The organism is Mucilaginibacter sp., assembly GCF_035492695.1.
Classification (GTDB): Bacteria; Bacteroidota; Bacteroidia; order Sphingobacteriales; family Sphingobacteriaceae; genus Mucilaginibacter.
Map to the genome: position 1 here is coordinate 1 of NZ_DATJJC010000030.1, position 19975 is coordinate 19975.

General features: G+C 45.2%; 28 protein-coding genes. 25 read left to right on the forward strand and 3 right to left on the reverse strand.

What is annotated here, in order from left to right; all coding sequences use genetic code 11:
• Window positions 1-406 precede the first annotated feature (406 nt).
• The 6 genes from rpsL (at window position 407) to VL525_RS18530 (ending at window position 7288) form a co-directional block, all read left to right on the forward strand.
• Window positions 407-820 carry a 30S ribosomal protein S12 gene (gene rpsL / locus VL525_RS18505; protein WP_073405808.1) on the forward strand — a complete coding sequence of 138 codons (414 nt, stop codon included), beginning with the start codon at window positions 407-409 and terminating at the stop codon, window positions 818-820.
• A gap of 19 nt (window positions 821-839) precedes the next feature.
• Complete coding sequence (gene rpsG, locus VL525_RS18510) at window positions 840-1307, forward strand: 30S ribosomal protein S7 (protein ID WP_325388523.1); 468 nt, start codon at window positions 840-842, stop codon at window positions 1305-1307.
• Window positions 1308-1417: 110 nt separating this feature from the next.
• Entirely contained in the window at window positions 1418-3529 is a 2112-nt protein-coding gene (gene fusA, locus VL525_RS18515; protein ID WP_325388524.1) for an elongation factor G, read from the forward strand.
• A gap of 111 nt (window positions 3530-3640) precedes the next feature.
• Window positions 3641-3946 (forward strand): 30S ribosomal protein S10, encoded by a 306-nt coding sequence (gene rpsJ / locus VL525_RS18520; protein ID WP_078347761.1) that lies wholly within the window; start codon window positions 3641-3643, stop codon window positions 3944-3946.
• A gap of 117 nt (window positions 3947-4063) precedes the next feature.
• Window positions 4064-4492: a TonB family protein gene (locus VL525_RS18525; protein ID WP_325388525.1), complete on the forward strand. Its 429-nt coding sequence runs from the start codon at window positions 4064-4066 to the stop codon at window positions 4490-4492.
• Between the two features lie 417 nt (window positions 4493-4909).
• Window positions 4910-7288 carry an ABC transporter permease gene (locus tag VL525_RS18530; protein ID WP_325388526.1) on the forward strand — a complete coding sequence of 793 codons (2379 nt, stop codon included), beginning with the start codon at window positions 4910-4912 and terminating at the stop codon, window positions 7286-7288.
• 163 nt (window positions 7289-7451) lie between these two features.
• On the opposite strand, the gene VL525_RS18535 is transcribed toward VL525_RS18530, so the two are convergent.
• Window positions 7452-8174, reverse strand: a complete 723-nt coding sequence (locus VL525_RS18535; protein ID WP_325388527.1) for a hypothetical protein — start codon at window positions 8172-8174, stop codon at window positions 7452-7454.
• 185 nt (window positions 8175-8359) lie between these two features.
• Between VL525_RS18535 and VL525_RS18540 the strand changes: the two genes are divergently transcribed.
• The 3 genes from VL525_RS18540 to VL525_RS18550 are packed head-to-tail and all read left to right on the forward strand — an operon-like array spanning window position 8360 to window position 10417.
• On the forward strand, window positions 8360-9619 hold the full coding sequence (locus VL525_RS18540) for a prephenate dehydrogenase (protein WP_325388528.1): 1260 nt from the start codon (window positions 8360-8362) through the stop codon (window positions 9617-9619).
• 52 nt (window positions 9620-9671) lie between these two features.
• Window positions 9672-9818, forward strand: a complete 147-nt coding sequence (locus VL525_RS18545; protein ID WP_325388529.1) for a hypothetical protein — start codon at window positions 9672-9674, stop codon at window positions 9816-9818.
• On the forward strand, window positions 9818-10417 hold the full coding sequence (locus tag VL525_RS18550) for a hypothetical protein (protein ID WP_325388530.1): 600 nt from the start codon (window positions 9818-9820) through the stop codon (window positions 10415-10417). The genes VL525_RS18545 and VL525_RS18550 overlap by 1 nt, the downstream gene beginning before the upstream one ends.
• Window positions 10418-10444: 27 nt before the next feature.
• Here the strand turns inward: VL525_RS18550 and VL525_RS18555 are convergent, their stop codons facing one another.
• Both VL525_RS18555 and VL525_RS18560 read right to left on the reverse strand, forming a co-directional pair.
• Window positions 10445-11848, reverse strand: a complete 1404-nt coding sequence (locus VL525_RS18555; RefSeq protein ID WP_325388531.1) for a C45 family peptidase — start codon at window positions 11846-11848, stop codon at window positions 10445-10447.
• 28 nt (window positions 11849-11876) lie between these two features.
• The gene (locus VL525_RS18560) at window positions 11877-12317 is read right to left on the reverse strand and encodes a DUF5655 domain-containing protein (protein WP_325388532.1); all 441 of its coding nucleotides are present in this window, start codon (window positions 12315-12317) and stop codon (window positions 11877-11879) included.
• Window positions 12318-12540: 223 nt separating this feature from the next.
• On the opposite strand from VL525_RS18560, the gene VL525_RS18565 reads away from it, so the two are divergent.
• From VL525_RS18565 to rpsH, 16 genes are all read left to right on the forward strand, one after another.
• Complete coding sequence (locus VL525_RS18565) at window positions 12541-12894, forward strand: hypothetical protein (RefSeq protein ID WP_325388533.1); 354 nt, start codon at window positions 12541-12543, stop codon at window positions 12892-12894.
• Window positions 12895-13134: 240 nt separating this feature from the next.
• Entirely contained in the window at window positions 13135-13752 is a 618-nt protein-coding gene (gene rplC / locus VL525_RS18570; protein ID WP_325388534.1) for a 50S ribosomal protein L3, read from the forward strand.
• A gap of 1 nt (window position 13753) precedes the next feature.
• Entirely contained in the window at window positions 13754-14383 is a 630-nt protein-coding gene (rplD, locus tag VL525_RS18575) for a 50S ribosomal protein L4 (protein WP_325388535.1), read from the forward strand.
• 1 nt (window position 14384) lies between these two features.
• Entirely contained in the window at window positions 14385-14675 is a 291-nt protein-coding gene (gene rplW, locus VL525_RS18580; protein ID WP_147034191.1) for a 50S ribosomal protein L23, read from the forward strand.
• Window positions 14676-14680: 5 nt separating this feature from the next.
• The gene (gene rplB / locus VL525_RS18585) at window positions 14681-15508 is read left to right on the forward strand and encodes a 50S ribosomal protein L2 (RefSeq protein WP_325388536.1); all 828 of its coding nucleotides are present in this window, start codon (window positions 14681-14683) and stop codon (window positions 15506-15508) included.
• Window positions 15508-15774, forward strand: a complete 267-nt coding sequence (rpsS, locus tag VL525_RS18590; RefSeq protein ID WP_147034189.1) for a 30S ribosomal protein S19 — start codon at window positions 15508-15510, stop codon at window positions 15772-15774. Before rplB ends, rpsS begins: the two co-directional genes overlap by 1 nt.
• A 6-nt stretch (window positions 15775-15780) precedes the next feature.
• The gene (gene rplV, locus VL525_RS18595; protein ID WP_147034188.1) at window positions 15781-16209 is read left to right on the forward strand and encodes a 50S ribosomal protein L22; all 429 of its coding nucleotides are present in this window, start codon (window positions 15781-15783) and stop codon (window positions 16207-16209) included.
• A gap of 6 nt (window positions 16210-16215) precedes the next feature.
• Window positions 16216-17124 (forward strand): 30S ribosomal protein S3, encoded by a 909-nt coding sequence (gene rpsC, locus VL525_RS18600; protein WP_325388537.1) that lies wholly within the window; start codon window positions 16216-16218, stop codon window positions 17122-17124.
• A 60-nt stretch (window positions 17125-17184) separates the two neighbouring features.
• Window positions 17185-17607 carry a 50S ribosomal protein L16 gene (rplP, locus tag VL525_RS18605; RefSeq protein WP_325388538.1) on the forward strand — a complete coding sequence of 141 codons (423 nt, stop codon included), beginning with the start codon at window positions 17185-17187 and terminating at the stop codon, window positions 17605-17607.
• An 82-nt stretch (window positions 17608-17689) separates the two neighbouring features.
• The gene (rpmC, locus tag VL525_RS18610) at window positions 17690-17899 is read left to right on the forward strand and encodes a 50S ribosomal protein L29 (RefSeq protein ID WP_325388539.1); all 210 of its coding nucleotides are present in this window, start codon (window positions 17690-17692) and stop codon (window positions 17897-17899) included.
• Window positions 17900-17914: 15 nt separating this feature from the next.
• Entirely contained in the window at window positions 17915-18169 is a 255-nt protein-coding gene (rpsQ, locus tag VL525_RS18615) for a 30S ribosomal protein S17 (RefSeq protein WP_100342673.1), read from the forward strand.
• Window positions 18170-18171: 2 nt separating this feature from the next.
• Window positions 18172-18540, forward strand: a complete 369-nt coding sequence (gene rplN, locus VL525_RS18620; protein ID WP_066006038.1) for a 50S ribosomal protein L14 — start codon at window positions 18172-18174, stop codon at window positions 18538-18540.
• Window position 18541: 1 nt separating this feature from the next.
• On the forward strand, window positions 18542-18886 hold the full coding sequence (rplX, locus tag VL525_RS18625; RefSeq protein ID WP_147034184.1) for a 50S ribosomal protein L24: 345 nt from the start codon (window positions 18542-18544) through the stop codon (window positions 18884-18886).
• Window positions 18886-19455 carry a 50S ribosomal protein L5 gene (gene rplE, locus VL525_RS18630; protein ID WP_325388540.1) on the forward strand — a complete coding sequence of 190 codons (570 nt, stop codon included), beginning with the start codon at window positions 18886-18888 and terminating at the stop codon, window positions 19453-19455. The genes rplX and rplE overlap by 1 nt, the downstream gene beginning before the upstream one ends.
• Window positions 19455-19724, forward strand: coding sequence for a 30S ribosomal protein S14 (gene rpsN, locus VL525_RS18635; RefSeq protein ID WP_147034182.1), 270 nt, complete (start codon window positions 19455-19457; stop codon window positions 19722-19724). The genes rplE and rpsN overlap by 1 nt, the downstream gene beginning before the upstream one ends.
• Before the next feature lie 119 nt (window positions 19725-19843).
• The coding region (rpsH, locus tag VL525_RS18640; RefSeq protein ID WP_325388541.1) for a 30S ribosomal protein S8 at window positions 19844-19975 on the forward strand (132 nt) is incomplete at its 3' end.

Below are 19975 nucleotides of genomic sequence, written 5' to 3' on the forward strand. Positions count from 1 at the left end.
ACCTGGTTACATCGGTAACCGGCCCTTTTTCTATACACACATATTTGCAATAGGGATGGAAGTGGATACCGGCCAACGGGCGTAATGCCTGCAGGCGTATGAACGCACAGCCTGGGCCGAAGGCATTGCCCAAGTTATCTGAACCGGGATTAAACGGATTGGCGGATTTGTCTGAACTCGAATTAAACGAATTAAAGAATTTATTGAAATCATTGCTTCTGTTAATTCTTTAATTCCAGAAATCCGGGTTCAGACAAATCCGTGTTTAGAAAGAATTACAACCATCACGCCATCAACTTCTTCCCCTCAAAAAAACTTTCACACAACTACTTGAAAATCAAAAATAATGTTCGTACTTTTGCAGTCCCGAAATGCGGGATAAAATTATTAGACAAAAAAGCAAGAAATGCCTACTATTCAGCAATTAGTTAGAAAAGGTAGAGTAGCTCTGGTTGACAAGAGTAAGTCACCAGCGTTGGACAGCTGTCCACAGCGAAGAGGCGTATGCACACGCGTGTATACCACTACCCCTAAAAAACCAAACTCAGCAATGCGTAAAGTTGCCCGTGTGCGCTTAACCAACGGAAAAGAAGTAAACGCTTACATCCCGGGTGAAGGTCACAACTTACAGGAGCACTCTATCGTTTTGATCCGCGGTGGTCGTGTTAAAGACTTACCAGGTGTACGTTACCACATCATCCGTGGTGCACTGGATACATCAGGTGTAGCTGGCCGTAACCAACGCCGTTCAAAATATGGTACCAAACGTCCTAAACCAGGTCAGGTAGCAGCAGCGCCAACAAAAGGTAAAAAGAAATAATTAAGGAGGATAGAAAGCAATGAGAAAGTCAAAACCAAAAAAGAGAATTATCCTTCCTGATCCAAAGTTCAATGATACTTTGGTAACAAGGTTTGTAAATAACATGATGTATGACGGAAAGAAATCGACCGCATACGCTATATTTTACGATGCTGTTGAAATAGTTGAAAAGAAAACAAGCGAAAACGGCCTGGATACCTGGAAAAAAGCGCTGAACAATGTAATGCCTGCTGTTGAAGTAAAAAGCCGCCGCGTAGGTGGTGCAAACTTCCAGGTGCCTACAGAGGTTCGCCCTGAACGTAAAGTTGCTTTGGGTATGAAATGGCTGATCAGCTATGCCCGTCGTCGCGGCGAAAAAACCATGCACGAGAAACTGGCAGGCGAGATCATCTCGGCTTCAAAAGGCGAGGGTGCAGCAGTGAAAAAGAAGGAAGATACGCACAAGATGGCTGAAGCCAACAAGGCGTTTTCACACTTCAGGTTCTAATTATTGAATTATTGAATTACTTAATTATTGATTTGATAATATTATACTAATCATTAATCCGGTAATTGGCCAATTCTTTAATTCAATAAATCAATAACTCAATAATTGATATGTCAAGAGACTTAAAATACACAAGAAATATAGGTATTGCCGCTCACATTGATGCCGGTAAGACCACCACAACCGAGCGTATCCTTTACTATTCGGGCGTTAGCCATAAGATAGGCGAGGTGCACGAGGGTGCGGCTACCATGGACTGGATGGCGCAGGAGCAGGAGCGTGGTATCACCATTACGTCGGCTGCTACCACAGTTAACTGGAAATATCGCGGCCATACTTACCACATCAACATCATTGATACCCCGGGACACGTGGACTTTACCGTTGAGGTAAACCGTTCATTGCGTGTACTGGACGGTTTGGTGTTCCTGTTCTCGGCTGTTGACGGTGTTGAGCCGCAGTCGGAAACTAACTGGAGGCTTGCCAATAACTACAATGTTGCGCGTATCGGTTTCGTTAATAAAATGGACCGCAGCGGTGCAGACTTTTTAAATGTTGTAAAACAGGTAAAAAGTATGCTGGGCAGTAACGCTATTCCATTGCAGTTACCTATCGGCGCTGAAGAAAACTTCAAAGGCGTTGTCGACCTGATCAACTGGAAAGGTATCGTTTGGAATGAGCATGATAAAGGGATGACCTTTACCGAAGTGCCTATCCCTGCCGACATGATTGCGGAAGCTACCGAGTGGAGAGAGAAGTTACTGGAATCAGTAGCTGAATACGATGAAGGTTTGATGGAGAAATTCTTTGATGCTCCGGAAACCATTACCGAACGCGAGGTATTGGACGCTTTACGCCAGGCAGTGCTTGACGCTAAGATCGTTCCGATGGTATGCGGTTCGTCATTCAAAAACAAGGGTGTGCAAACCATGCTTGATTACGTGATGGAACTGTTGCCTTCGCCTTTGGATAACAAGGGTATTGTGGGCCACAACCCTGATACCGGCGAGGAAATTTTACGCCAGCCTTCAGAAAAAGAACCGTTTGCCGCTTTAGCATTTAAAATTGCAACCGATCCGTTTGTGGGCCGTTTGTGCTTTATCCGCGTATACTCAGGTAATTTGGAAGCAGGTTCGTATGTGTATAACATGCGTTCAGAAAATAAAGAGCGTATCAGCCGTATATTCCAGATGCACGCTAACAAGCAAAACCCTATCCCTAATGTAGGTGCAGGTGATATTGCTGCGGTAGTGGGCTTTAAGGATATTAAAACAGGTGATACCCTGTGCGACGAGAAACACCCGATCATTCTTGAGTCGATGAACTTCCCTGAGCCAGTTATCGGTTTAGCCATCGAGCCTAAGACTCAGGCCGACGTAGATAAGCTGGGCATGGCTTTAGGTAAACTATCTGAAGAAGATCCAACTTTCCGTGTGAATACAGATGAGGAAACCGGCCAAACCGTAATTTCGGGTATGGGCGAGCTTCACCTGGATATCATCATGGACCGTTTGAAACGCGAGTTTAAGGTTGAAGTTAACCAGGGCGCACCGCAGGTTGCTTATAAAGAAGCGATCACCGGTACTACAACACACCGTGAAACTTATAAGAAACAAACCGGTGGTCGTGGTAAATTTGCCGATATACAGGTTACTATTTCGCCGGCCGACGAAGGTGTAAGCGGATTACAGTTTGTGAACGAGATCAGCGGTGGTTCAATTCCCCGTGAGTTTATTCCATCTGTCGAAAAAGGCTTCAAAGCTGCTATGGATAATGGTGTATTAGCCGGTTACCCGCTGCAGAATATGAAGGTTCGTTTATTTGACGGATCGTTCCACGCAGTCGATTCGGATGCATTGTCTTTCGAAATTTGCGCACGCAGCTGCTATCGCGAAGCATTGCCGAAATGTAAGCCGGTATTGCTGGAGCCGATCATGAAGATCGAGATATTGACCCCTGAAGAAAACATGGGTGATGTTATCGGCGACATGAACCGCCGCCGCGGCCAGCTTTTGGGTATGGATTCGCGTGCAGGTGCGCAGGTAATTAAGGCAACTGTGCCACTTTCTGAAATGTTTGGTTATGTAACCCAGTTGCGTACCATCACTTCGGGCCGTGCAACTTCAACCATGGAATTTGATCACTACGCTGAGGCACCGCGTAACGTACAGGAAGAAGTTGTAGCCAAAGCAAAAGGTAAGAAAGCAGCAGCTAACGCATAATTAGAGATTAGTTGATTGGTGATTAGAGATTAGTTGCCAATCAGCTTTTATAAATAAACAACAGGTTACACCTAATAAATAGCTCTTAGGGTAATCACAATCAAAAACAAAATGAGCCAAAGGATCAGAATTAAATTAAAATCCTACGATTACAACCTGGTTGATAAATCAGCCGAAAAGATCGTAAAGACAGTTAAGCCTACGGGCGCTGTAGTTAGCGGACCGCTTCCGCTGCCAACTGAAAAGAAAGTGTTTACTGTATTGCGTTCGCCGCACGTAAACAAAAAGGCACGCGAGCAGTTCCAGCTTTGCTCTTACAAGAGGTTGCTGGATATCTACAGCTCGAACTCAAAAACTGTTGACGCTTTGATGAAGCTTGAATTGCCAAGCGGTGTTGAAGTCGAGATCAAGGTGTGATAGTACCGGAAGATCAGATATTGAAAAGCCATCCTGCGAAAGGGGTGGCTTTTTGGGTTTTAGATAAGTTGTGTATTTTTGAGTTATATGTAACCGTACTCTTGCCTTAATACAATTATGAAAACCTTGTCCCTAACCATTGTTGCGATACTTTTTATCACCAAAGTACATGCGCAATCAGCAAACGTCGATTCAGCGACAGTAGTCAACCTAAAACGTTTCTTTGCAAGAAATATCCGTTATCCCGCTATTGCACGGGAGAATGATCTTCAAGGAACTGTAGTGGTAACTTTCAAAATCGATAGTAACCAAAACATTTCCGATATAAAGATTATAAAATCTCTTAGTCCCGAATGTGATGCAGATGTTTTACGGGTGTTTTTGGCTTATCGTCAACCCCTGCCGCTGTCTCCGGCAGAATATACTGCCGGAATAACGTTTTTGATAGAAGGCGAAAATCGTAAAAACAAAATAGTTCCTTTTGATAAAAGTCTTTACCGGAATTTCTTATTTGAGGGGCGTATTATTATGGTTCGCGAAAATTGAGGCGTTGAAAGACTTCAATGTCAGTCGCATGGATAAACTGAATTAAAATACGAAATTGACTGTTAGATAGGATAACTCGTCCTGAGATCAAGGTGGGGTAGTACCGAAAGATCAAATATTTGAAAAGCCATTCGGAAACGGATGGCTTTTTTTGTGGTTTTAACTTCGTCCCATTGCCTGTGTCCTCACAGGCAATGTGTAAGGCGGTCTGTGGGGACACAGACCGCGGAGGATGAGGACAATAGACCGCGGAGTAAGCTTCGTCGCTTCGCTTCTCGCAATAACGTGCAGGGAGTGTTGCTTCGTCGTTTCTCCCGGCAATAACCGGGGGTAAATGTAAAATAAAAAGCATTTACTGCAACGTCTGCAAATCCCGGAGCGTCTTTTAGGGGTAATCATCAATAAGTTTCGGGGGATATGATCAAGAGTTACTTTAAAATAGCCTGGCGCAACTTGCTTAAGAGCAAGGTGTATTCGTCCATCAATGTTTTAGGACTGGCATTGGGCATGGCCGTGGCCATGCTTATTGGTTTCTGGATGTACGATGAGCTTACGTTCAATAGCTACCACGCCGATCACAAAAAGATAGCGCAGGTGATGATCACCCAAACCTTTAACAATGAGACCGGCACCGGTCAGGCTATGGCGATACCACTCGGCGCCGAATTGAAAAATAAATATGCGTCTGATTTTAAATACGTCACGCTTACCTCGTGGAATTTTGGTTTCATCCTGGGTTCGGGCGAGAAAAAACTGATCAAGATGGGCATGTGGGTACAGCCGGATTTTCCGAAAATGCTGGGCCTTCACATGCTCGACGGGAATATTAATGCGCTTACCGACCCATCGTCCATGATGCTGAGCCAAACCGTGGCAAAGGCCATCTTTGGCGATGCTGACCCTATGGGGAAAACTGTTCGCGTCAACAATAAGTACGATCTGAAGGTGGCAGGTATATTTGAGGATATCCCAAAAAATTCGAGCTTTAACCAGGCTTTCGTGCTAATGTCGTGGGATAAATATATGACTACGGAAAATTGGTTCAAGCGTGCCGCTACCCAGTGGGATAATCATAGCTTCCAGATATTTGTGGAGATGAACGATAAGGTGGATATGGCCGAAACTTCTGCGAAGATCGAGCTGATCACCCAAAAATATGTAAAGAAGGAAGAAGGCAACGAACACCTGCTGCTGCACCCCATGGATAAGTGGCGGCTGTACAGCGAATTCGAGAACGGAAAGATCAAAGGCGGGCGCATCCAATATATATGGTTGTTTGGTATTATCGGCGTATTTGTACTGATGCTGGCCTGTATCAATTTTATGAACCTGAGCACGGCGCGGTCCGAGAAGCGGGCTAAAGAAGTGGGTATCCGCAAGGCGATAGGTTCGATGAGGAAACAACTGGTAGCGCAGTTCCTCAGCGAATCGGTACTGATGGCCACCCTGGCGCTTATGTTTGCCATACTGGTGGTGCTGTTATCGCTGCCCGTATTTAATTCGATAGCTGATAAATCCATGTCGATACCCTGGGCCAACCCGGTGTTCTGGCTGATCGTTATCGTGTTCACCTTACTTACAGGTATTATCTCTGGCAGTTACCCTGCTTTTTACCTTTCGGGATTTAACCCGGTGAGGGTTCTTAAGGGTACATTTAAGGCGGGCAAACTGGCTGCTTTACCACGGCAAATACTGGTGGTGTTGCAGTTTTCCATATCTGTAACCATTATTATCGGCACCATCATCGTGTTTAAGCAGATACAGTATGCCAAAAACCGCCCGGTGGGTTATACACGGCAGGGATTGATCACTGTACCGATGAGTACACCCGACTTGTACGGACACTTTGATGCTATCCGCCATGACCTGCTCAATACCGGCGTAGTTGAAAATATGGCCGAATCATCCAGCCCTACCACGGATGTTTACAGCAACAGCATCGGTTATAGCTGGGAGGGGAAGGACCCATCAACCAACCCCCTTTTGGGTACTATAGCCGTAACGCATGATTTTGGCAAAACCATAGGCTGGCACATACGCCAGGGCCGCGATTTCTCAAGGGATTTTAAAAGCGATACTGCTGGCATGATATTAAACCAAAGCGCGCTGCAATTGATCGGCTTTAAGAACCCGATAGGCAAGATCATTCATTTCAATGACAGGAATTATACGGTGGTTGGAGTTGTCGATAATATGGTGATGCAGTCGCCATATATGCCGGTGCAGCCAACAATCTTTATGATGGATTATGGTTGGGCAAACCTGATCACGATCAAAATAAAACCAGGTGCAAAACTAACGGAGGCTTTAACTAAAATAGGCGGGGTGTTCAAGAAATATAACCCGGGCAGCCCGTTCGATTACCAGTTTACTGATGATGAGTATGCTAAAAAGTTTTCGGACGAGGAGCGTATTGGCAAACTGGCATCGATACTGGCGTTTATCGCGATATTTATTTCGTCGCTTGGTTTATTTGGCCTGGCCTCTTTTGTGGCAGAGCAACGTACCAAAGAAATAGGTGTCCGCAAAGTGCTTGGCGCTTCGGTATTCAACCTTTGGCGTATGCTGTCAAAGGATTTTGTGGTGCTGGTTATTATATCCTGTGCGTTAGCTACCCCGATTTCATGGTATTTCATGTATGGGTGGCTAAAGAATTATAAGTATCATACCGATATATCGCTATGGATATTCCTGGCAGCCTGCATAGGGGCGATGACGATCACCATACTTACGGTAAGCGCACAGGCTATTAAAGCTGCGCTAGCTAACCCCGTAAAGAGTTTACGCAGCGAGTGATAGGAGAATAGTTAATTGGTGATCAGTTAATCAGTGATCAGTTAACTGGTTGCTTTGCTCTATTTATCGCAGGTTTCGGCAACTGCATAAGGCAATCCAACGGCGCGGAAATTTTTGGCTGGTAATAATTACGGAATAGACAGCAGGCCAGGATATTTGAATATCATCCTCTGCCAAGAAGCTCATCAAGCTTATTGCGCTCGGTTTGCAGTTCGCGGGCAAGTTTCAGCTCTTTTTCGTGGGCCTTGGCTTTAAAAGTTTTATATTCCTCGTCTATCTCCTCGTACAGCTCGGTGCGGTACCTGGCTTCGTGCTTGTGTTTGGCGGTGGTGGCGATGACAATGATGAGCGCAACAGCCAGAACTGCAACTGTACCGAACATAACCAGGTTATAAGTAGATTTTGGCATCAGCATGCCGAATACACTGATAGCATCCGCCTTGGCGTTGGATTCGCTGAGAGATTGCTCCTTACCTGACAGGTTGGTTTTGAGGCTGTCGACCGACCTGCCTTGCGAGCTAAGCTTCGCCTGCGCATCTCTCAGCTGGCTTTTATTGGCTTTCAGCGTATCCATGGCATTTTTCCAAAGGGCCGCTAACAGGGGCTGTTGGTAATGGTATACTTTGGTAAGCAGGTATTGGTATTGACCGTTCAGGCTCTTATCATTCAGTTGCGAAGGGTCCATTTGTGCCTTTTGGGCCGAATCGGCAGCGGCGGACAGCTTTGGCAAGGTCGGCCTGCGATATACAGGCTTTACAGCGAGAGGCTTAGCGGCGCTTTTTTGCGGGGCCGTTTTCTTCACCGTATCCTGCAAAGCCGCTTGTGCAGCGAAAACACTAAAACATAATAATAAAACCAAAAAACCTTTAAAAAGATGCCTCACCATAGGGTATAAATTTAGTTTCGTAAGTTAATTATTAATTAATCGCACGCGCAAATTTTTTTCTAATACCTTTTATACTTCTCTTTCAGGATAAAAGATGTACTAATTTAAAGAAAAATCGATTTAAGTTCTAAACGGAATATTATCGTTGCGTTATAAAATACGCTTCGCATCGGTATATTAGCACAATGAATATCGGTGTAATAGGTTTGGGCGACATGGGGAAATTGTACGCCAAAGCGTTTGCTAAAGCCGGCTATGCTGTTTGCGGATGCGACCTTCCGGAGAACATGCACCGGCTGATGGATGAACTGGAGCCCTTCGGTATAAAAATTATAGAACATGGCAGCGATGTAGCGCGTTCGTGCGACCTGGTCATTTATTCGGTAGAGGCCGACCGGCTGGCCGACGTGGTTGCCGCTTACGGGCCATCCACTAAGTACGGGGCGATAGTGGCGGGGCAAACGTCTGTAAAACACCCGGAGATAGCCATTTTTGAGAAGCACCTGCCTGCCGACGCGCAGATCATCACTTTTCATGCCATGCACGGGCCGGGTTTTGAACCGAAAGGGCAGAAGCTGATATTGATAAGGCACCGGGCAGACGATGCGGCCTACAACAGAATGCTCGAACTGTTCACTGCCGTGGAAACCGATATTGTCGAGATCGCAGATTATCATGAACATGACAAGATAGTGGCCGATACGCAGGCTGTAACGCATGTCGGGTTCGAAAGCATGGGTACTGCCTGGAAAGAAGCAGGTTTTTTCCCCTGGGATAATGGCTCGTACATAGGCGGCATAGATAATGTTAAGATACTGACAACCCTGCGAATATTCAGCTATAAGGCGCACGTTTATGCCGGGCTGGCTATTTTGAACCCTTATGCCCGGCAGCAGGTGAAGCGTTATGCAGTATCGGAATCGGAATTGTTTAAGCTGATGATCAAAGAAGAAGAAAAGGCATTCCGCGACAGACTTTATCGTGCGAGGGATTTTGTGTTCCACGAAAGCCGGAAACCCATTATGCTAAATGATAAAGTAATGAAGGAGTTTTCGCTGGGGCAGAACGCAGAAACGCGAAAACCAAATTCGCACCTGAGCATATTGAGCATGGTGGATGCCTGGTACCACCTGGGTGTGAACCCATATGATAACCTGATCGGGCAAACGCCGCCTTTCCGCCTGAGGCTTGGTATTGCCGAATATCTGTTCAAAAACGAAGAGCTTTTGGAGGAGTCCATTGAGACAGCCTTATATGATAAAACCATCCGCGGCGATGATTTGGAGTTTCATTCTGCCGTGCGGGAATGGTCGGCCATCATTGGTTATGGCGATATGGAAGGCTATAAAAAACACTTCAACGACGTGCAGGCATTTTTTAAAGACAGGCTGGAAGATGGGAAAAGACAAAGTGCTGAGTTGATAAGAAGGTTGATGATGGAATAGTTGTCTGAACCGGAATTCATAGAATTCAAAAATTAACAGAATTATCAAGCAAATGAAAACGAAAGGCAAAGTCAAATCTAGACATACTGATACTACAGCTCATATTCTTTCAAGCGAAGCTAATAAAGAAAGATTACAGAATGTTGTTGATGAGATGAGCAAAGGAATATATCACAAGCGTAAACTGATTGAGAAATAATGGGGATTTTTGATCTCTTTAAAAGGAATAAAAAGACCATCAGAAATGAAAGGTCGTCATCGGAACAAGTCGCTTTCGCTGAGAGCGTTTTATTAATTATAAGTCCTACAATTGAAAAGTTTGGATTCAAAAGGGTCGAAAAGACAATAAAAGAATATTCTACAACGATTACTTTTCGCAAACGAGACCAATATATAAAAGTCGAAAATTCAAGCTATCCAACTGACTACCCGTATTATTACTTTATAGTTTTAGGCGAGGGTAGTAGTGATGATTTTTTTGAATATGATTGGAATTCTGTTTCGTTAGCCGCTTTAGCGAATATTGTCGACCCAACGTCGGACGAGATTTCTTACTGGTTTCCGCTAGGTGATTCAAAATTTGCCGAAACGATAAAAGAGAGTATCGAAAAAGCAAATCAGGATATATTGAAATACGGAGCCACATTTCTCGACGGTGATCTATCCATGTTTTATCAAGCAAGAAAAAAAGCAAATGAAGGCAGAGAGCCTTATAAAATTTCTAAAATGGACGAGAATGGCGCCTATCAGACTACCCTTGACCCCGAAAGCGCTGCACAAAAGAAAAAATATAGTTAGCCCTTATCTGTAATTCTAAAATCGGGTTTACTTCGCACTAAACAACGTCCACGGATAAGCCTTCATATCGCGCAGGTACTTGCCCTGCCATTTGTATTCGGGATGTTTGGCAAAGTAGGGAGCGGCTAAAAAGTCGGCGCCGCCAGGGTGGCCCATGTGCGCCCACATTTGCATTTTTTTAGCGAGGTCGCTGGTGGTTACCTTGCCTTGTACCGCACCCATAGGGTAATACGGTCCTTCGTTCCATTCGGGCACTCCCATGGGGTCTTCTTCTACGTGTCCGTCAATAACGCAGCGGTTCATGATCTGTTTATTGTCATAGGCGCTGTAAGTATCGCCCTCGATCAATTTCCCGGTCGAGTCGGTCAGTTTTCCTTTGTAGTCTACAGCTACCAGTTTCTCCATACGCAATTTACGTGCGTTCGGCGAACTCGCTTTATTATTCACATCAAACGTAGTTTCCTCTTTAATCAGTTTGGGATCGCTTGGGAAGTTAGAGCCGATGATAGCGGTGTCTTTCGATCTCCACACCCGGTAGTCTTTCAGGCCCAGTTCCAATTTGGCTACTTCGTTGGTCTTTGTATCGCCTATGAGCCAGTCGTTGGCGTAACCGCCGTTGTTGCCGGTGGTCATCATTTTTATCACATCGTCTATGCTATTGGCATATTGCACGGTGTGGCGCGCACGTACAAATTCAGGCGTTTTGGTGGAGTCGAAGCCTTTGAATTGCGTAATGGTGGTTTCGGTAACCATAATGCCGCTGCTGCTGATGGTGAAATCGTCGCCGCTATGGATAAAGCCAGGCGCGCAATCCATCAGGATATGGTTGCCTTTCTCCGGTTTTATATCCGCTATAACATTCCAGCGTTCGCCTATAATATAATCCGTCCAGTTATTATGGCCGATAACGATCTTGCCGTCTTTGGTATAGCTGCCGGTAGCGATGAACGCGCTGCAGTTGCCCGGCGCGCGGTTGTCGCCGCTGCCCGGTTTGGCCTTATTCATCTGAAGCGGTTCGTAGTACGATGTCAGTTCGATATTGCCATTTAGCACCACCAGGTCCAGCGAATCATATTTCAGCCCCTTTGCACGCAGCCCCTCGGCCATACCCACTAATTCCTTCTGATACTCTGTATCTATCTTATTCCACCAGTTGAACCTGCTAGCCGCTGCTCTGAAATATTGCCAGTTGCGGTTGGTAGTATGAGGCAGGTAAAATTGAAACGCCTTTATTAAGGTGTCAATTTCTTTAGCCACCAGATAGCCATGCTGATACCCGATATCATGCGGCGAACCTTCGAGGTGTACGTATATCCAGCCATTTTTGTCCTCGCGGCTCGAATTGGCTAAAGGATCATGGGCTTTTTTTGTACAGCTACAAAATACTGACAGGGTGATGAGCAGGGCTAAAGCAGGGGTAGTTGTTTTCATGTGCGCTAAATAATTGAGACGGATGAATTTAAGTATTTTTCTTCGAAATAATATGGGCCCTGTTACCCACCCCGTAGGCCATAGCCATATAATATTTTAATTCGGCCGAGATATCTTCGGCGTCATACAACCGGGCGTGGTGTACAAAAAAGCGGTTGGCCAGGTTGTCGATCTTGTAAAAGCAAAGCGTATGTTCGAAAGGTGCTGTCAGCACCAGGTGAATATCGATATAATTGGGGCCGATCTTATTAATGGAGCAGAAACGCATTTTGGTCAGCAATGCTACCCGCGTCTTTACCGGGTGCAGTTGGAATGGGCCGATCTGGCGGTACTCGGCAAGAAAAAGGTTAAATAGTCCGACGATTTCAGCCGGTTTGCCTTTCAGAAAATCATCAACGGTATAGCTTCCGCAGGAGTGCGATTGGTTTTTGTTGTAAAATTGATGTCCGCATTTGGGGCAGGTCCACATGAGGATGGAATGTTTTTATCCGAAGATAGCAAATGCGGCGGTTTTTAACGTGAGCGCGGACGCTCACAATGGTTTGCGTTCAAGTGGGGACACTTGAACGTGCTATAATTTTGTATGTTCCCGCGGGGTCTCTCTGCAAGAAGACCCCGCGGAGGCGAAAAGTGTGGACACTTGAACGAGCGGTAATTTTGTATTTTTTATATTTGCCCCAAAAACAAAGCACATGAAGTTTTTATCATTAGAACCTTTTATTCCTTCGGGAAGTAACTTCGACGGGTCGAAGCAATTTTTCCTGGAGCTGGGCTTTCATATCAATTGGGAGGTGGATGGGTATATCGGTTTTCAGCGCGATGAATGCCGGTTTATTTTGCAGCGTTTCGACAATGATGCATTTGCGCAGAATTTTATGCTTAGTGTGAAGGTTGACAACGTGGAAGAATTCAGAAAAGGTGTCCTTGATAAGCAGTTACCTAAAAAATACGGCATCCGCATAGGGGATATATCGCAACAGCCTTATGGTAGAGAAGTCAACATTATCGATATTGCCGGAGTTTGCTGGCATTTTGTTGAACAGTAAACCGGAGCGCTCATGGCCATCTGAATTCAAGTGTTGAAACCTGAACCGGCGATGCCATTAAACCACTCACCTCATGGATCAATACCCCTTCAAATCCCCCTCTCAAAAAAATCTTAAAAAATTTTAGCGCAACTATTTGAGAGTTAATCTAAAGTTTCTATCTTTGCCGTCCCTTTCGGGGGGATTAAAATGTCTTGAGCGAGGCCCTACTGCTTCGATGGACACAAAGAAAATATTAAAATGTCAGGAATTATTGGTAAAAAAGTAGGTATGACCAGCATTTTCGACGAGTCAGGGAAGAACATTCCTTGTACAGTAATCGAAGCTGGCCCCTGTGTAGTAACTCAGGTTCGTTCTGTTGAAACAGACGGCTACGCCGCAGTTCAGCTGGCGTATGGTGAGAAAAAAGAAAAAAACACCCCTGCTCCTTTAAAAGGTCATTTCCAGAAAGCCGGCACTACTCCTAAGCGCAGGCTGGTTGAATTCAAAACTTTCGAAGATCAAAAAAACTTAGGTGATACGATCACTGTAGAGATTTTTGCTGCCGGAGATTTTGTGGATGTGGCTGGTACCTCGAAGGGTAAAGGCTTTCAGGGTGTTGTAAAACGCCACGGTTTTGGCGGTGTGGGTATGCAAACACACGGTCAGCACAACCGTTTGCGTGCACCGGGTTCATTGGGCGCGTCGTCATGGCCGTCACGTGTATTCAAGGGCATGCGCATGGCTGGTCAAACCGGTAACGTTCGTGTAAAAGTTCAGAACCTCGAAGTTTTGAAGGTTTATCCAGAACAAAACCTGTTGGTAGTTAAAGGTTCCGTACCGGGAGCTAAGGGTTCATTCGTTATAGTGGATAAATAAAATGGAAGTTAAAGTATTAAATATCTCGGGTAAAGAGACAGGCGCCAAGGTGCAGCTGTCTGATGCAGTATTCGGCATCGAACCTAACGACCACGCTATTTATCTGGACGTGAAGCAATACCTTGCTAACCAGCGCCAGGGAACGCACAAATCAAAACAGCGTAACGAAATTGCAGGTTCGACCCGCAAATTATATAAACAAAAAGGTACAGGCGGCGCCCGTGCCGGCAGCGTAAAATCGCCATTGTTCAATGGTGGTGGCCGTATCTTCGGTCCGCAGCCGCGTGATTACAGCTTTAAGCTGAATAAAAAGCTTAAATCATTGGCCCGCAAATCGGCCCTGTCATACAAGGCAAAAGATAACAGCATTGTAGTATTGGAAGATTTCAATTTCGATTCGATCAAAACCAAAAACTACGTAAAGCTGGTAGCCGACCTGAAAGTTACTGATGTGAAAACATTATTGGTATTGGGCGCTGCAAATGAAAACGTTTATTTATCAAGCCGCAACCTGAAAAAGAGCAAAGTGATCACTGCCGATCAATTGAACACTTACGACGTGTTGAATGCAGGCACGCTTTTACTAACTACAGGTGCTGTTAAAACTTTGGAGGAAGCATTAGCTAAGTAATATGGAAATTTTAAAGAAACCCTTACTTACTGAAAAGGCAACCCAGCTTACTGAAAAGCTGAACCGTTATACCTTTAAAGTTGACCACAGGGCCAACAAGCTACAGATAAAGGGCGCGATAGAGAAAATGTACGGTGTTAACATTGTAGCGGTAAACACCAGCAAATACGTTGGAAAACTGAAAAGTCGCAACACAAAAGCAGGTATAGTTAGCGGTAGAGCTGCAACCTACAAAAAAGCGATAGTGACGTTGAAAGACGGTGAAGTGATAGACTTTTACAGCAATATATAACAGAGATGGCAGTTAAAAGATTTAAACCGGTTACCCCGGGTACCCGTTTCAGGGTAGACACCAGTACTTCGGATATTACAACAAACGTTCCTGAAAAGTCGTTGGTTGTAGCATCTAACAAGAAGTCGGGCGGACGTAACAACAGCGGTAAAATGACGATGCGCTATTTGGGCGGTGGTCATAAGAAAGCATACAGGCTGATCGATTTCAAACGCAACAAGTTTGATATCCCGGCTACCGTTGCTACAATTGAATATGACCCTAACCGTTCGGCACGTATTGCGTTGCTGCACTTTGCTGATGGCGAAAAAAGGTATATGATAGCTCCGGAAGGATTGCAGGTTGGCCAGACCGTAGTGTCGGGCGAAACAGCTGCACCTGAAGTTGGCAACACCTTGCCGTTGAAAAATATCCCGCTGGGTTCTATCATTCATAATATCGAACTGAACCCGGGCCAGGGCGGTACGATAGCACGCAGTGCAGGTACATACGCTCAGCTTTCGGCACGCGACGGCAAATATGCCATCATCAAGTTGCCTTCAGGCGAAACCCGTATGATATTATCGACTTGCCTGGCAACTATCGGTACTGTATCAAACGGCGAGAAAGCTAATGCAGTGCTTGGTAAAGCAGGCCGCAAACGCTGGCTGGGCCGTCGTCCACGAGTTCGTGGTGTAGCTATGAACCCGGTAGATCACCCTATGGGTGGTGGCGAAGGAAGGGCATCAGGTGGCCATCCGCGTTCACGCAAAGGTTTATTGGCTAAAGGCTTTAAAACCCGTGATAAAAAGAAAACATCTGATCGTTACATCATTGAAAGAAGGAAGAAATAATGGCTCGTTCAATTAAAAAAGGACCTTATATAGATCATAACCTTGAAAAAAAGGTAGTGACACTAAATGATTCGAATAAAAAATCAGTAGTAAAAACATGGTCACGTCGTTCCATGATCTCTCCTGATTTCGTTGGTCATACATTCGCGGTACACAACGGTAACAAGTTCATACCGGTGTATGTAACAGAAAACATGGTTGGACACAAGCTGGGAGAGTTTGCCCCAACCCGTACATTCCGTGGTCACGCAGAAAAGAAAAAATAACAGGCAATGGAAGCAACAACAAAAATTAAAAAGTCTGTACTGATTAAACAGCGCAAGGACGCCGCCAAAGAAATTAAAGGCGGAGCTTCTGTTGCTAAGTTACAGAACTGCCCTACATCGCCGCGCAAAATGCGTTTGGTGGTAGACCTGATCCGCGGCGAGAACGTTGAAAAGGCGCTTTACATATTGAAATATACCAATAAGGAAGCAGCTATACGCGTTGAAAAATTATTGCTGTCGGCCATCAAGAATTGGGAAGCGAAAAACGAAGGCGCACGTGTTGAAGACAGCGGTTTATATGTGAAGGAAGTATCGGTAGGCGGTGGCCGCCAGTTGAAAAGACTGCGCCCGGCACCACAGGGCCGCGGATACCGTATCCGTAAACGCTCGAACCATGTAACTCTTATTGTGGACAGTAAAAACGATAACAATTAATTTAAGATGGGACAAAAAGCACATCCAATAGGTAACAGGTTAGGTATCATCCGTGGTTGGGATTCTAACTGGTTCGGTGGCAACAACTACTCCGATAAATTAGTTGAAGACGAAAAGATCCGCAAATACATTGCTGCCCGTATCGCTAAAGGTGGTATATCTAAAGTGGTTATCGAGCGCACCCTGAAACGCATCACCGTAACTATACACACTGCCCGTCCGGGTATTGTAATAGGTAAAGGCGGCCAGGAAGTTGACAAGATCAAGGAAGAGTTGAAAAAACTGACTAAAAAGGACGTTCAGATCAACATTTTCGAAATAAAACGCCCTGAGCTTGATGCTCAGTTAGTTGCAGAAGGTATAGCAAAACAGTTGGAGGCACGTATCTCTTTCCGTCGCGCTATGAAAACCACTATCGCATCAACCATGAGAATGGGCGCTGAAGGTATCAAGGTAATGACATCGGGCCGTTTAGGCGGCGCTGAAATGGCACGTACCGAGCAATATAAAGAAGGAAGAATTCCTCTGCACACATTCCGTGCCGATATTGACTACGCTTTGGCCGAAGCTTTAACTACTTATGGTAAAATAGGTGTTAAAGTATGGATTTGCAAAGGTGAAGTTTACGGCAAACGCGATCTGTCTCCAAATATCGGTGCAGCAAGCGGCGTAGGCGGCAAAGGCGGACGCCCTGAAGGTTCGGCATCATTTGGCGGACGCAACGAAAGAGGCGGCGAGCGCGGTGGCGAACGCAGAAGCAATGACCGTCGCGGCGGAAACGACCGTGGTGGAGATCGCAGAGGCGGTGGCGCACCAGGTGGCCAGAATCGTGGTGGCGGCGGTAATCGTCCTGGTGGCGGTGGCCCAAATCGCGGAGGCGGTAATCGCCCGGGCGGACCAAGCGGAAGAAGATAATAACAGAATAGAATAATCAAAGTCGGGATAGACATCGTTTAGATATAAAAGCTTAAAAAAATGCTACAGCCAAAAAGAACGAAGTTCAGAAAAATGCAAAAAGGCAGAATGAAGGGGATGGCCACTCGTGGCGCTGAACTGGCATTCGGTTCTTTCGGTATAAAATCACTCGAGCCGGCCTGGATCACCAGCCGCCAGATCGAGGCTGCACGTATCGCTGTAACACGTTTTATGAAACGTGAAGGCCAGGTATGGATCAGGATATTCCCTGACAAGCCTGTAACCAAAAAACCAGCGGAAGTACGTATGGGTAAAGGTAAAGGTGCTCCGGAATACTGGGTAGCGGTAGTTCGCCCCGGAAGGATCATCTTCGAAGCGGAAGGTGTACCATTGGAAGTTGCTAAAGAGGCCCTGCGCCTTGCAGCACAGAAGTTACCGATACAAACCCGGTTTGTAACACGTAGAGATTACGTAGAGGCGTAAACAAGTTAGCAGTTTTGAGTTTGCAGTTATCAGTTTGATATGCGGGCTTGGAACTAAGAACTCAAAATAACTAATAAAGAAAATGAAGAACTCAGAAGTTTTAGAGCTATCAACTGAAGAATTGGTTGCAAGAATAAGCGAGGAAAGGAACAACCTTACCAAGCTGAAATTTGCCCATACAGTTTCGGCCATTGAGAATCCGACCCGTATTACGAAAGTGCGCAAGGATATTGCTCGTTTAAATACTGAATTAACAAAGCGCAAAGCGGCGTCAGCTTCCGAAAATAAATAATTTTTTAAGCTCGAAATGGAAAGAAATTTAAGAAAAACGCGTACCGGCCTGGTAGTAAGCAATAAGATGGAAAAATCTATTGTAGTTGCCGTTGAGCGTAAAGTAAAGCACCCGATCTATGGTAAGTTCGTGAAAAAGACTACCAAATTTATGGCTCATGACGAAGCTAATACCTGCGGTATTGGCGATACCGTATTGATTATGGAAACGCGACCATTGAGCAAAAACAAAAACTGGAGATTAGTTCAAATATTAGAAAGGGCTAAATAACGATGGTACAACAGGAATCAAGATTAAACGTAGCCGATAACAGTGGCGCTAAAGAAGTTTTAGTGATCCGCGTTTTGGGCGGTACCGGTAAAAGATATGCTTCTATTGGCGATAAGATAGTAGTTACCGTAAAAAGTGCTTTGCCATCTGGCAACATTAAAAAGGGTACGGTATCAAAAGCCGTAGTTGTAAGGACCAAGAAAGAGATACGCCGCAAAGATGGTTCTTATATCCGTTTCGACGACAACGCAGCAGTTTTGTTAAATAACCAGGACGAGCCGAGAGGCACCCGTATATTTGGCCCGGTTGCGAGAGAATTGCGCGAGAAGCAATTCATGAAAATTGTATCATTAGCACCGGAGGTATTGTAAAATGACAAAGAAACAAGAAGTAAAACCTGCAAAATTAAAGATCCGCAAGGGCGACCTGGTAGCGGTGATCGCAGGTGATTCAAAAGGATCGCAGGGCAAAGTCCTTGAGGTTATCATAGATAAAAACCGCGCTATAGTGGAAGGTGCAAACATGGTATCGAAACATACCAAGCCAAATGCAACCAGCCCTAATGGCGGTATAGTAAAAAAAGAAGCTGCTATCCATATTTCGAACCTGGCGCTGGTTGACCCTAAATCGGGCAAACCTACCCGCGTAGGCAGGATCAAAAATAAAGCAGGCAAACTGGTAAGGGTAGCAAAAAAATCAGGGGAGGAAATTAAGTAATGGCAACTGCAAAAACATACGTTCCGAGGTTAAAATCGAAATATAAGGAAGAGATACGCACCAACCTGAAAGACAAATTTCAGTACAAAAGCGTAATGCAGGTTCCTAAGCTGGAGAAAATTGCTATCAACCAGGGCGTTGGCGGTGCAACAACCGACAAAAAACTGATTGAGCAAACCATTACCGAACTGAGCACCATTACCGGACAGCAGGCGGTTTCGTCAAAATCGAAAAAGGATATCTCGAACTTCAAATTGCGTAAAGGTATGCCGGTTGGCGTGCGTGTAACTTTGCGCGATAACAATATGTACGAGTTTCTTGACCGTTTGATAGCCGTTGCATTGCCACGTATCCGTGACTTTAAAGGTATTAATGATAAAGGTTTCGACGGTCGTGGTAACTACACGCTGGGCATCACCGAGCAGATCATTTTCCCCGAGATCAATATCGATAAGATAAACAAGATACAGGGTATGGATATCACCTTTGTAACCTCGGCATCTAACGACGTGGAAGCACTGGAACTGCTTAAAGAATTTGGATTACCATTTAAAAATCAAAATAAGTAATGGCTAAAGAAGGTGTAAAGGCACGTGAGATCAAACGCGCCAAATTAGTAGCTAAATACGCTGAGAAAAGAGCGGCATTGAAAGCAGCCGGCGAATGGGAAGCATTAGACAAATTGCCTAAAGCATCGTCGCCGGTAAAACTGCACAACCGTTGCAAACTTACCGGCCGCCCGCGCGGTTATATGCGCCAGTTTGGTATTTCGCGTGTTACATTCCGCGAAATGGCCCTGGAAGGCAAGATACCGGGAGTGAAGAAAGCAAGCTGGTAATTGGTGAGTGGTGAATAGTCAATGGTGAATAGCCTTATTGACCATTCACTATTGACCATTGACAAAATGAGTACGAACCGATAGAAGGTCTACGGAAACCACTATCATAAAACAATAAAATGAATACAGATCCAATCGCAGATTATCTTACAAGAGTAAGGAATGCTATTAAAGCCAACCATAGGGTTGTTGAAATTCCTGCATCAAATCTGAAGAAGGAAATCACGAAAGTGCTTTTCGACAAAGGTTAC

Excerpts from the sequence above, each read along its gene's own strand:
- rpsL (WP_073405808.1), top strand. The coding sequence starts at position 407 with ATGCCTACTATTCAGCAATTAGTTAGAAAAGGTAGAGTAGCTCTGGTT.
- rpsG (WP_325388523.1), top strand. The coding sequence starts at position 840 with ATGAGAAAGTCAAAACCAAAAAAGAGAATTATCCTTCCTGATCCAAAG.
- fusA (WP_325388524.1), top strand. The coding sequence starts at position 1,418 with ATGTCAAGAGACTTAAAATACACAAGAAATATAGGTATTGCCGCTCAC.
- rpsJ (WP_078347761.1), top strand. The coding sequence starts at position 3,641 with ATGAGCCAAAGGATCAGAATTAAATTAAAATCCTACGATTACAACCTG.
- VL525_RS18525 (WP_325388525.1), top strand. The coding sequence starts at position 4,064 with ATGAAAACCTTGTCCCTAACCATTGTTGCGATACTTTTTATCACCAAA.
- VL525_RS18530 (WP_325388526.1), top strand. The coding sequence starts at position 4,910 with ATGATCAAGAGTTACTTTAAAATAGCCTGGCGCAACTTGCTTAAGAGC.
- VL525_RS18535 (WP_325388527.1), bottom strand. The coding sequence starts at position 8,174 with ATGGTGAGGCATCTTTTTAAAGGTTTTTTGGTTTTATTATTATGTTTT.
- VL525_RS18540 (WP_325388528.1), top strand. The coding sequence starts at position 8,360 with ATGAATATCGGTGTAATAGGTTTGGGCGACATGGGGAAATTGTACGCC.
- VL525_RS18545 (WP_325388529.1), top strand. The coding sequence starts at position 9,672 with ATGAAAACGAAAGGCAAAGTCAAATCTAGACATACTGATACTACAGCT.
- VL525_RS18550 (WP_325388530.1), top strand. The coding sequence starts at position 9,818 with ATGGGGATTTTTGATCTCTTTAAAAGGAATAAAAAGACCATCAGAAAT.
- VL525_RS18555 (WP_325388531.1), bottom strand. The coding sequence starts at position 11,848 with ATGAAAACAACTACCCCTGCTTTAGCCCTGCTCATCACCCTGTCAGTA.
- VL525_RS18560 (WP_325388532.1), bottom strand. The coding sequence starts at position 12,317 with ATGTGGACCTGCCCCAAATGCGGACATCAATTTTACAACAAAAACCAA.
- VL525_RS18565 (WP_325388533.1), top strand. The coding sequence starts at position 12,541 with ATGAAGTTTTTATCATTAGAACCTTTTATTCCTTCGGGAAGTAACTTC.
- rplC (WP_325388534.1), top strand. The coding sequence starts at position 13,135 with ATGTCAGGAATTATTGGTAAAAAAGTAGGTATGACCAGCATTTTCGAC.
- rplD (WP_325388535.1), top strand. The coding sequence starts at position 13,754 with ATGGAAGTTAAAGTATTAAATATCTCGGGTAAAGAGACAGGCGCCAAG.
- rplW (WP_147034191.1), top strand. The coding sequence starts at position 14,385 with ATGGAAATTTTAAAGAAACCCTTACTTACTGAAAAGGCAACCCAGCTT.
- rplB (WP_325388536.1), top strand. The coding sequence starts at position 14,681 with ATGGCAGTTAAAAGATTTAAACCGGTTACCCCGGGTACCCGTTTCAGG.
- rpsS (WP_147034189.1), top strand. The coding sequence starts at position 15,508 with ATGGCTCGTTCAATTAAAAAAGGACCTTATATAGATCATAACCTTGAA.
- rplV (WP_147034188.1), top strand. The coding sequence starts at position 15,781 with ATGGAAGCAACAACAAAAATTAAAAAGTCTGTACTGATTAAACAGCGC.
- rpsC (WP_325388537.1), top strand. The coding sequence starts at position 16,216 with ATGGGACAAAAAGCACATCCAATAGGTAACAGGTTAGGTATCATCCGT.
- rplP (WP_325388538.1), top strand. The coding sequence starts at position 17,185 with ATGCTACAGCCAAAAAGAACGAAGTTCAGAAAAATGCAAAAAGGCAGA.
- rpmC (WP_325388539.1), top strand. The coding sequence starts at position 17,690 with ATGAAGAACTCAGAAGTTTTAGAGCTATCAACTGAAGAATTGGTTGCA.
- rpsQ (WP_100342673.1), top strand. The coding sequence starts at position 17,915 with ATGGAAAGAAATTTAAGAAAAACGCGTACCGGCCTGGTAGTAAGCAAT.
- rplN (WP_066006038.1), top strand. The coding sequence starts at position 18,172 with ATGGTACAACAGGAATCAAGATTAAACGTAGCCGATAACAGTGGCGCT.
- rplX (WP_147034184.1), top strand. The coding sequence starts at position 18,542 with ATGACAAAGAAACAAGAAGTAAAACCTGCAAAATTAAAGATCCGCAAG.
- rplE (WP_325388540.1), top strand. The coding sequence starts at position 18,886 with ATGGCAACTGCAAAAACATACGTTCCGAGGTTAAAATCGAAATATAAG.
- rpsN (WP_147034182.1), top strand. The coding sequence starts at position 19,455 with ATGGCTAAAGAAGGTGTAAAGGCACGTGAGATCAAACGCGCCAAATTA.